The 10,341-nt window shown below is 58.0% G+C and carries 9 protein-coding genes and 2 pseudogenes; 1 reads left to right on the forward strand and 10 read right to left on the reverse strand.

All coding sequences use genetic code 11. The annotated features are described in order from the left end of the window. Positions 1 to 70: 70 nt before the first annotated feature. From FEV53_RS18380 to FEV53_RS18410, 7 genes and pseudogenes are all read right to left on the reverse strand, one after another. Positions 71 to 328: pseudogene (locus tag FEV53_RS18380) on the reverse strand (transposase); the annotation flags it as partial. 271 nt (positions 329 to 599) lie between these two features. Continuing rightward, positions 600 to 1,391 carry a porin gene (locus tag FEV53_RS18385; protein ID WP_142836176.1) on the reverse strand — a complete coding sequence of 264 codons (792 nt, stop codon included), beginning with the start codon at positions 1,389 to 1,391 and terminating at the stop codon, positions 600 to 602. Between the two features lie 828 nt (positions 1,392 to 2,219). Continuing rightward, the gene (locus tag FEV53_RS18390; RefSeq protein WP_142836177.1) at positions 2,220 to 3,224 is read right to left on the reverse strand and encodes an ABC transporter ATP-binding protein; all 1,005 of its coding nucleotides are present in this window, start codon (positions 3,222 to 3,224) and stop codon (positions 2,220 to 2,222) included. Between the two features lie 12 nt (positions 3,225 to 3,236). Then, complete coding sequence (locus FEV53_RS18395) at positions 3,237 to 4,067, reverse strand: carbohydrate ABC transporter permease (protein WP_142836178.1); 831 nt, start codon at positions 4,065 to 4,067, stop codon at positions 3,237 to 3,239. Continuing rightward, positions 4,067 to 5,026, reverse strand: coding sequence for a carbohydrate ABC transporter permease (locus FEV53_RS18400; protein ID WP_142836179.1), 960 nt, complete (start codon positions 5,024 to 5,026; stop codon positions 4,067 to 4,069). Before FEV53_RS18400 ends, FEV53_RS18395 begins: the two co-directional genes overlap by 1 nt. Positions 5,027 to 5,119: 93 nt before the next feature. After that, positions 5,120 to 6,382: an ABC transporter substrate-binding protein gene (locus FEV53_RS18405; RefSeq protein WP_142836180.1), complete on the reverse strand. Its 1,263-nt coding sequence runs from the start codon at positions 6,380 to 6,382 to the stop codon at positions 5,120 to 5,122. 134 nt (positions 6,383 to 6,516) lie between these two features. Next, entirely contained in the window at positions 6,517 to 7,539 is a 1,023-nt protein-coding gene (locus FEV53_RS18410; protein WP_221931670.1) for a LacI family DNA-binding transcriptional regulator, read from the reverse strand. A gap of 123 nt (positions 7,540 to 7,662) precedes the next feature. Between FEV53_RS18410 and FEV53_RS18415 the strand changes: the two genes are divergently transcribed. Then, a complete protein-coding gene (locus FEV53_RS18415; protein WP_142836182.1) occupies positions 7,663 to 9,243 on the forward strand; it encodes an alpha-amylase family glycosyl hydrolase in 1,581 nt (526 codons plus the stop codon). A 122-nt stretch (positions 9,244 to 9,365) separates the two neighbouring features. Here FEV53_RS18415 and FEV53_RS21030 read toward each other — a convergent pair whose 3' ends face one another. The 3 genes and pseudogenes from FEV53_RS21030 to FEV53_RS18425 all read right to left on the reverse strand — a co-directional run. After that, a complete protein-coding gene (locus tag FEV53_RS21030) occupies positions 9,366 to 9,530 on the reverse strand; it encodes a hypothetical protein (RefSeq protein WP_185962315.1) in 165 nt (54 codons plus the stop codon). 52 nt (positions 9,531 to 9,582) lie between these two features. Then, positions 9,583 to 10,043, reverse strand: a pseudogene (locus FEV53_RS18420) (IS6 family transposase); the annotation flags it as partial. Between the two features lie 63 nt (positions 10,044 to 10,106). Next, a partial coding sequence (locus tag FEV53_RS18425) for an integrase core domain-containing protein (RefSeq protein WP_142834892.1) occupies positions 10,107 to 10,341 on the reverse strand: 235 nt, incomplete at its 5' end.

Genomic DNA, 10,341 nt, shown 5'->3' on the forward strand with positions numbered 1-10,341 from the left:
AGATCGGGATGGTCTTTCTTCACCGCTTTTTGCCTCCAGTGCCGGGGATGAGACTGGAGGCTTCCAACAAAAAATCCCGTTCCACGACCAGCTGCCCGATTTTGGCGTGCAGCTTTCCGACCTCTGCCGCCGATATCGTCGGCTCCGCGGTCGCCTGGCCGGTGAAGGCCTGTGCCATGTTCTCAATCGCGGTCCGTTTCCAGCCGCTGATCATGGTAGGGTGGCTGTCATACTTCTTGGCCAGCTCGGCCGTCGTCAGCTCCTCGCGGATGGCTTCCAAAGCCACCTTCGCCTTGAACTCTGCAGAATTGCGTTTCCGTTTCGTCATTTCTGTGCGTTCTTCCTCAGACACTACAGATTAGCACCCGGTCCGAAATCCCGCGACCACCTCTGACCGCCCGCTACGCTATGGGGCGAATTCATGCAACACGCTCCCATTCAGGCCAATGGCGGATCGATCTCGACAAGTTGGCAATACCGACAGAACCCAACATGGTCCGCCGGATCCGATTCTGGGATCCGACGCAAGATGATCCGGCACGGCCCGGGCGCAACAAGCCGTCCGAATCTTTTTCATGAGGGAACTGCGCCCGTTGGGGTCAGAAGCTGAGCTTCACCCCCAATGCGATTTCTGCATCTTTCTGATCCTCAACCTTGGCATCGGCGTACAGAGAGAGCTTGTCGTTGAGACCATACCGGGCTTCAATGAGGTAATCTTCGTCATGCTCGTAGACGAGTTTGATCGAGTGCAGACCGGAATTGTAGGAGGCATTCAAGCTCCACTCGTCGAGCGTGTTGTACTCGGCGCCGAACGAGAAATTATCCTGCATCACGCCGCCAGTCACGGTGAAGACCGAGTTCTGGTCGACCTTCGCGCTGGCATTAACGATGCTGTTATCGTAGCTCAGTTTGACACTGTATTCTTCATCGGTGTTCGCTTCCAGACCGACCCTGAACTGGTCGAAATTCTGATAGAGACCAAGTGTAGAGACATCAGTGTCCCAGTTATGTTCAAGCTTGAAGCTGGTCGAGTTCAAGCCGGTCGTGAAGCCGAAAACCGCCTCGTCATCGCCGTTTTCGATGACGTAGACTTCGCCCCAATCGCCTCGAATGTGGATGTTGGGATCAACCACGGAGCCCGTGGTTCCGTTGCCGTCCGAGTCGGCAAGATTGCCGGTTTCAATGGTAAAGGCGGCCTCAACCTCGGTGCCGTCATCTGCAGTTGTACTGGCCGAGACGTTAATCCCCAGAACAGCATCCGCGTTCCAGCTGTGGCCCGCATCCGTCGATTTGATCCCGAACGAAGCGGAGGGGCGCAATTCGACCTCGGCGGTTGCATGGAGCGCAGAAGCTGCAACGATCGCGGTTGAAATCAGAAGAGTTTTGGACATATATTCTCCTTGTCTGGAGAGGACAAAGAAAGACCCGTCCGGTGGATCAAGATTGTCCATCCGGTTGAAGCAGATAAGAACGCATGTCATGTGGAGTGGATGCGTTATTAGTGTTTCGAAAAGTGTGGGTTTTTCTCCTCCTTCAACAGATCTTTGGTTGCTGAGTTGTTAGACTTGATGGTTTCGATTAGGCGCCAATGGTAGCGCCAGCAGACTTTAACATCTGCTGGCGTTATTTCAAAAAAGTACTCCCCTAATTTTTCTGTAAGTCGCAAAATTTGATAGTTTTGCAACATTACTAAAAAACTTTCCGTTTTACCGGCATAGTTGTAGTTCTTATCCAATTATAGTTAGAATAGTCAAAGCGCTGAGAATGGACGAACTTTTTGAATAGCTCAACGGGCCGGCCGATAAACGAGAGCTATACGCGATACTTGAGAAAATGGCGGCCTGCGCGCTGGATGTGAACGCGGGTGCTCGAGTCAGGTCGGCTGCAGGGCCTGATTGATTTGTACGCCTACAGTCAAAATAATTGACACGGGAGTAAAGGGCGCAGTTTTCAAACATAATTCCAGAAGTTTTGAAGTTGATAAATTTCTCTTCTTTCGACACAATGAAAGATTTCGAACTTGAGTTACCAACCTCGCCTCAGTTGCAAATCAAATACGGGAATATTATTGCCCTAATAATATATCAAGCTGCTTAAATTTCGAAGGGCCAACCCAGTTATTTACAAATTTTTGTGCCCCTATTTTTCCGCGAAGATCCCTCGGCCATTCATAGATTAATCGAGAGATCTTCGGGTCAGGGAAGAGAGGATTCGGGGTGTCAGACGGGTCTGTCGTCCGGTCCGAACCGGTGAAGATTCGGGATCTCCGGTGCCAAAGCGATCTCGGCACCAACGGGCAATCCCTCCTTGCCATCGCGGCGGACGACGAGGGGAGCTTCCGCGCCGATCTCGACGAAGAGGAAATAATCCGAGCCGAGGTTCTCGCCGTGGATCACTTTGCCCCGCCAGATGCCACGGGCCTCGTCAACGACGGAGATGTGCTCGGGGCGGATGCCCAGGGTGGTGCAGTCGAACGCCGCGGCGAAGCTGCCTTTGAGGAAATTCATCTTGGGTGACCCGATGAACCCGGCGACGAAGACGCTGTTGGGGCTTTCATAGAGCTCGGCGGGGGTGCCCACCTGTTCGACCTTGCCGTCGCGCAGCACACAGATGCGGTCTGCGAGGGTCATCGCCTCGACCTGATCATGGGTGACGTAGATCATCGTGACGTCCTCCATGTCATGGTTCAGTCTGGCGATTTCCAGTCGCGTATCGACCCGCAGGGCCGCGTCGAGATTCGACAGCGGTTCGTCGAAGAGAAACACCCGCGGATCGCGCACGATGGCCCGACCGATGGCGACGCGCTGACGCTGACCGCCGGAGAGCTGCTTTGGCAGGCGATCGAGGAGGTGGTCGATCTGAAGCATTTCTGCAGCCTTGCGGACGCGGGCCTCGATCTCTTTTGGGTTGGATTTCGATAATTGCATGCCGAAGGCCATGTTGTCGTAGACCTTCATATGCGGGTAGAGAGCATAGCTCTGGAACACCATCGCGATACCGCGTTTCGACGGGACGACGTTGTTCACCCGTTCATTGTCGAAGAGCAGATCGCCATCGGTGATCTCCTCAAGACCGGAGATAAGCCGCAACAGGGTGGATTTTCCGCAGCCCGAGGGCCCGACAAAGACCATGAATTCGCCTTTGCGGATGTCGAGGTCGATGCCCTTGATCACCTCCACCGCGCCATAGGATTTGCGAACGTTTTTGAGTTCGATACGTGCCATGTCAGCCTCCTGTCAGCCCTTGACGCCGCCAGCGGTCAGGCCCGCCACGATCTTGCGTTGGAAGATAAGAACGAGGACGATCAGGGGGACGGTCACAAGAACCGAGGCCGCCATGATGGTTCCCCACGGGATTTCCTGCTGGCTTGCGCCCGACAACAGCGCGATGGCCACCGGGACGGTGCGCTGGGTTTCGGAAATCGTGAAGGTCAGCGCGAAGAGGAATTCGTTCCACGCGCCGATGAAGGCCAGAAGTCCGGTGGTGACCATCGCGGGCCACAAGAGAGGGAGAAAGACCCTTGTAATGATGACCCAGGGAGTGGCGCCATCAACGATCGCCGCCTCTTCGATCTCCACCGGCAGATCCCGCATGAAGGTGGTCAGCACCCAGACGGTGAATGGCAGGGTAAAGATTGTATAGGACAGGATCAGGGCGAAGGGCGAATTGTAGAGGCCGAACAGGTTGACCAGTTCATAGAGGCCCGAGAGCACCGCAATCTGCGGAAACATCGACACCGCAAGGATGGTCATCAGCAACAGCCCCCTGCCCCTGAAGCGGACCCGGGCCAGCGCATAGGAAGCCGTCACCGCCATCAGGAGCGCAAAGGCCACCGTGACGCCGGCGATCAACAGGGAGTTGCCGACCGAGCGGATGAAGGCGCCCTTGGACAACACGGCTTGATAGTTGGCGAGCGAAAAGGCCTCGGGCAGCACATTGGGGTTGAAGATCGCCGTGCCGGTCTCGAAACTGGTGAGAATGGCGTAATAGAAGGGGTAGACCGCAACTATCACGATCAGCACGACTGCCATGTAGAACAGTGTGGTCTTGAAGACATAGCGTTCCATCAGCTTTTGCTCCCTGTCAGGTCAACCCGGCCGAGCTTGATGTAGAGCAGCACGAAGCCAGTGATGATGAGGAAAAGCAGCGTCGACATGGCGGAGCCTTCGCCGTAATCGCCGAACTGCTGCAATTCTCGGTAGCTGAGCACGGACATGGTCACGGTTGCATCCGATTGCGGTGTCAGCAAGTAGATCAGGTCGAAGATCCGCAGCGCATCCAGCGCCCGGAAGATCACCGCCACCAGGATCGCCGGTTTCAGCAACGGCAGCGTCACCTTGAAGAAGACGCGGATCGGGTGGATGCCGTCGATCTTTGCGGCTTCGTACATGTCGCGGGGGATCATCTGCAGACCGGCGAGCATGAGCAGCGCCATGAAGGGGGTCGTCTTCCAGACATCAACGATCAGCACCGCCAGCATCGCGGTATCGGCCTGCGCCGTCCAGGCGATGGGCGCATCGATCAGCCCGACGCTCATCATCATGTGGTTGATGACACCAAACTGGTCATTCAGCATCCAGCCCCACATCCGGGCCGACACCACCGTGGGGATCGCCCAAGGGATCAGAATGGCGGCGCGCACCAGCCCACGACCCTTGAATTCGGCGTTGAGAACCAGCGCAACCAGGAGGCCCAGCGTGGCTTCCAGCGCCACCGACACGGCCGAGAAGCGCACTGTATTCCAGACGGCGTTCCACCAGTCAGGGTCGACCAGCACGCCGCGCCAGCGGACCTCGCCATTGGACCGGACCCGCCGTTCAAGATAATTTTCGAAGCCGACCCATTTTGACTCACCGTTGAAAATCGTATCAGCGGTCGCATCGGTAAAAGAAAAGCCAATCGAGCGCAGCAGAGGCCAGGCGGCGACCACGGCCAGCATGATCAGCATTGGGGCAAGGAATGTATAAGCGGCCCGGACACGCTGCTGTTGCAGGCTCCGCTCGCGACCCGTGAAGGACTGTGCCATAGGAACTCCTGTGACGCTTGCGGGCGGAACCCGCAGGGCAAATCAGGGATACCCGGGCGACAGCGTGCCGCCCGGAGAGGCTCGTCGTGGGACTTACTTGTCGAGAACGTCTTCGAGATCCAGTTCGAGATCGGCCAACGCCTCCTCGGCCGTTGAGTCCCCCAGCAGGACCGAGTGCACGGCGCCGAAGAACAGTGTCGAGACCTCGTTATAATCGCCACGGGTCGGCGCTGACGGGCGCGGCACGGCCTGCAGGAAGACATCTTTCCAGCGCGGGATGATCGGCTGCGCCTCGGCGATCTCGGTATCGTCATAGAGGCTGACGATGGTCGGCAGAGCCGCCCCGAGTAGAGCACGCGTCTTCTGCGCTTCGGCACTGGCGAGATACAGGGCGAGATCGGTCGCGATCTCGATATTGTCGCCGTATTTCGACACGCCGACATTCCAGCCACCCAGCGTCGCTGCCGAGGTGTCATGCCCCTGACCGGTGGGCAGGGTCGTTACTTCGAACAGCCCCTTGACGGCGCTGTCTTCGCTGTTGCCGAGATTGTAGGCATAAGGCCAGTTGCGCATAAAGACTGCGTTGCCGGTCTGCCAGACACCGCGCGACTCCTCTTCCATATAGGAGACCACGCCTTCGGGGGAGATGGTTCCGGGCCAGCTTGCAGCCAGCTCGATCGCGGCGGCGGCCTTGGGGTTGTTGATCGATATCGTGCCATCGGGTTCGATGATCTGACCACCGCCGGAGGACTTCACCCATTCCAGCGCATCGCAAGTCAGGCCTTCATAGGAGTTGCCCTGCCAGACATAGCCCCAGATCTCGGAATTGCCTTCGGCGCGCTCGGCGTCCTGAACGATCTGGGCGACCTCGGTCAGCTGCTCCCAGGTCGTCGGCACCGGCTGGCCGTGCTTTTCCAGCAGATCCTTGCGGAAATACAGCGCCGGAGCATCTGTCCAGAGCGGCAGGGCCACCAGCTTGCCATCGACGGTTTGCGATTCGACGATTGACGGGAAGTGCTGCGGGACGACGTCCGCCGCGGCTCTGGTCAGATCGACGAAGTGATCGGCGAGCTGCGGCGCCCAGATCACGTCGGTCTGGTAGAGGTCAATATCGCCATTGCCCGCCGCCAGCCAGAGGCGGTACTGGCCGAACTGGTCGGTGGTCGAAGCAGGCATCGGCACCATGGTCACGGTGTGGCCGGTGGCCTCTTCCCATGGCTTTACGATTTCCCGGAATTCCTCGATGGCATTGCCGACCGCCCCCGAGACATAGGTGATTTCGGCGGCATGAGCGGTCCCTGCCACCATCGCGATGGTGGCAACCGTTGTCAGTGCCCGAATCGGTGTCTTGTTCATGTGTCCTCGCTCCCTTTCTGTGCCGCTGTTGTTGCTGGCGGCTAAGCCCCGTTCGGCCTGGCCTTAAAACCGAAACGTTTCGGTTCTTTAGCGCGAACATTTCCTACGATCAAGGGTTCTCTTTAAGGGCGAGTTTAGAGCGTTCTTACTGAGCCGCGTTCAATCAAATCCATTGACTCGACCATTTGCACCTGCTCCAGCGGAGCTCCGTCGATTTCCCGGGACAGAAGGTCCGCAATGGGAGGCCAGCCCTTGGACAAGGGCACCATCGTGGTGGTCAGCGGGGGGGTGAAACTGGTGGCTGCATGCCCCGGGAGCAAATCGTCATGGGCGACCACAGACACATCATCCGGCACCGCCAGACCGAGCGCCTTGAGGCCTGCATATGCGCCTTCGGCCAAGGTAATGTTGCTGCAAACGATGGCAGTGGGTGACACATTGTCTTTATCAAACAGCCTGATACAGGAAACGAGGCCGGCGGTCGCAGCCATATCGCCAGTGATGTGCAGAGTCTGATCGAGCGCCAGGCCTGCCCCGGTCAGCGCGGCCACATAACCCTCCCGCCGCGCCTCGACATAAGTCCGGTTGGCAGGTCCGTTGAGAAAGGCGATGCGCTGATGACCGCGATCAATCAGATACCGCGTCAGGTCGTGCCCGACGGCAAAGTTGTCGATGTCATAGAAGGCATAGTCCGTGTGATCAGGGACGCGGCCATGGACGACGAAGGGCACCTTCCGGTTGATCAGGTAAGCGATGCGGCGGTCGTTGAGTGTTGGCTCAGTAATGACAAATCCGTCGATTCCGGCGCTGTCGATCAGCGATTCGTACTCGCGGAGCACATCGCCCCCGGCGCCGGTGGCGTGCAGGATGAACTGGCGCCCCCGTTCGGAAAATGCATGGCTGAGGCCCCAGATCACCTGGGTAAATAGTTGTGGCTCCAGAACGTCTCCATCTTGCTCAACGACCAGGCCGACAATGCCGGAACGCCCGGTTACCAACCGCTTTGCCGACATATTAACCCTATAATTCAGTAGCTTCGCCGCTTTTTGGACCCGTTCCTTAGTGGCCTGACTGACATCATCATGGTCGTTTAGTGCGCGGCTGACCTGTGTCACCGACAACTTCAGATGACGGCTGAGATCCTTGAGAGTAGTCACGTTATCCAACCTTTTCTGCAACAAATTTTAAACGGAGCTTGCCAACCCGAAGCGTTTCCGGCAACCGTCCGCGTCAACCGTATCGTTTCGGAAGTCGACTCAACCCTATTGGAGGAGGTTGTTATGGCGAACAATGACTGGTGGCGCGGATCCGTCACGTATCAGATCTATCCACGCTCTTATCAGGATAGCAACGGCGACGGCATTGGTGACCTGAAGGGCATCACCGAGCGCTTACCTTATATCGCGGCGCTCGGTGTCGATGCGATCTGGCTCAGCCCGATCTTCACCTCGCCCATGTTGGACATGGGCTATGATGTGGAAGATTATACCAACATCGATCCGCAGTTCGGTACGCTGGACGATTTCGACGACATGGTCACCCGGGCCCATGAACTTGGCCTGAAGGTGATCATAGATCAGGTGCTGTCGCACAGCTCAGACCGGCACCCGTTTTTTCAAGAGAGCCGCAAGTCCCGCGACAACGCCAAGGCGGACTGGTATGTCTGGGCCGACCCCAAGCCCGATGGCAGCGCGCCAAATAACTGGAAGGCAAACTTCGGTGGCATCGCCTGGGAATGGGAGGCTCGGCGCAAGCAGTACTATCTGCATAACTTTCTGAAAGAGCAGCCGGACTTCAATTTCCATAATCCCGACGTGCAGGACTGGCTGCTGGGAACCATGCGCTTCTGGCTCGAGCGCGGCGTCGATGGATTCCGCCTCGACACCGTGAACTTCTACTTCCACGACCAGTTGCTGCGCGACGATGCGGCCAATCCCCGGTCAGACGCGGCCGAGGAGTGGAACCTTTATCACAGGCTGTATCACCTGTTCTCGAAGAACCAGCCAGAGAACTTGGTCTTCCTCCAGAAGATGCGTGCGCTGCTCGATGAATACGACGACCGGACCCTGATCGGCGAGGTGGGGGAAACCTATCACGGCATCGAAATCATGGGCCAGTACACATCGGAGAACCGGCTGCACATGGCGTACTCGTTCGACATGCTGGACGTCCACTTCACGCCAGCGCATTTCCGCAGCCGGGTCGAGGAATTCTTCAAGGGCGCACCCGAAGGCTGGCCCTGCTGGTCCTTCTCCAACCACGATGTGATGCGCCATGTTTCGCGCTGGAAAGACCACGGCAAGGACTCGGACAGCCTCGCCAAGCTCTCCGCCGCGATGCTCCTCTCCCTAAAGGGGTCCGTCTGCATCTATCAGGGCGAAGAGCTGGGTCAGCTGGAAACCGACCTGAATTACGACGAGTTGACCGACCCCCAGGGCCTGAACTTCTGGCCCGAAAACAAGGGCCGCGATGGCGCGCGGACGCCGATGGTCTGGGACGCACAAGCCCCCAATGGTGGGTTTACCACCGGCACGCCCTGGCTGCCGGTTAAGGCGCCGCAATGGGAACGCGCTGTCTCTGCACAGGGCGAAGGGTCCGTCATGCAGTTCTACCAGAAAATGCTGGCCTTCCGCCGGGCGCACCCCGAGTTCCGCGACGGCGATATCGCTTTCCTCGACGTGCCCGAACCGGTGCTCGCCTTCACCCGCGCGGCCGGGGTACTCTGCGTGTTCAACCTGTCTCCTGACCCGATTGACGTCGTGTTACCGCATGGAGAACCGCTGTTCGGCGAGGGCGCAGAATGTGGTGCTGGAACTGTCCGCCTTGCAGCAAACGGTTGTGGCTTCTTCGCGGCGGCTTAAATCGGTGGCGTAGACTTCAACGGTAGGTCGCCATGAAATCAGGCGACCTGCCGACGGGCGATTGGTCTCCAATCGAGCGTGTTGCATGACATAATCGGGGTAAGCGGCGATCATGCCTCAGGTCAGAGTTCCACAACAATGCCGCCCACTGGACTGACCGCTTCACGCGACAACCGGGAGATGTCCAAAACGACCTCGCCACTGTCGGTGGTCACGGTCTTTCGGGTGGTGCCGTTGCGCCGATTGGGCGGCGGGTCGGCGCGCTCCCCGGTCAGATATGTGTCCAACTGGCTCCGTAAAGTTAACTTCAGCGGAGTAAGTATCGGCTGATCTTGCCGATCAAGCGAGCTCGACGCCCGCGATGGTCCACCACAGGTTCAGCGCGGCTTGACGGAGATCCCGGAACTCTGCGGAGGTCATTTCATGGCGGGGCAACTGGAACAGATTCGCAATCGGGTCGTGGATCGAGACGAAGCGCTGCAGATGTCTCGGCGACTTGAAACCCTTCATGACCCGCTCCCTTCGTCGCACTGGTTGGTGAGAATTCTCACCACGAATGTTAAGGCCTTTATGGGATCGGTGCTCGACACCCGGCGTGATCTCCTTCTTCGCCGCCGGACAGGAGCGCAGCTTGTCGGTGATCATGACGCGGGGAAGGCCATGCTTTTCAGAAGCTTACCGAGAAGACGCTTGGCGGCCTTCTTGTCCCGCCGGCTCTGAACGAGGACGTCCAGCACAAAACCTTCCTGATCTGCGGCGCGCCAGAGCCAGTGTTTCCTGCCCCGGATCTTAACCACAACCAGAGGTGGTCCTTGAAATTCGACCAGTTTGCCGCCGTGCTAAGCTATAGCATTGGTTTCATTTCAGGCGGCAACCTTCAGGTCCGGAGATTGCCTGTCATAGGCCTCGTCCGGCGTCATGATCCCATGTGATGAGTGCGGGCGTCTTTTGTTGTAGTAGCTGATCCAGTCACCGATCCCGTCCCGGGCTTCGGAACCTGTTTCGAAGGCGTTCAAGTAGACGCATTCGTATTTGAGGGATCGCCAGAGCCGCTCGATCATCCGGTTGTCGATCCAGCGGCCCCGGCCATCCATCGAG

It is taken from the genome of Palleronia caenipelagi (assembly GCF_007004065.1).
Classification (GTDB): Bacteria; Pseudomonadota; Alphaproteobacteria; order Rhodobacterales; family Rhodobacteraceae; genus Palleronia; species Palleronia caenipelagi.

Excerpts from the sequence above, each read along its gene's own strand:
- FEV53_RS18385 (WP_142836176.1), bottom strand. The coding sequence starts at position 1,391 with ATGTCCAAAACTCTTCTGATTTCAACCGCGATCGTTGCAGCTTCTGCG.
- FEV53_RS18390 (WP_142836177.1), bottom strand. The coding sequence starts at position 3,224 with ATGGCACGTATCGAACTCAAAAACGTTCGCAAATCCTATGGCGCGGTG.
- FEV53_RS18395 (WP_142836178.1), bottom strand. The coding sequence starts at position 4,067 with ATGGAACGCTATGTCTTCAAGACCACACTGTTCTACATGGCAGTCGTG.
- FEV53_RS18400 (WP_142836179.1), bottom strand. The coding sequence starts at position 5,026 with ATGGCACAGTCCTTCACGGGTCGCGAGCGGAGCCTGCAACAGCAGCGT.
- FEV53_RS18405 (WP_142836180.1), bottom strand. The coding sequence starts at position 6,382 with ATGAACAAGACACCGATTCGGGCACTGACAACGGTTGCCACCATCGCG.
- FEV53_RS18415 (WP_142836182.1), top strand. The coding sequence starts at position 7,663 with ATGGCGAACAATGACTGGTGGCGCGGATCCGTCACGTATCAGATCTAT.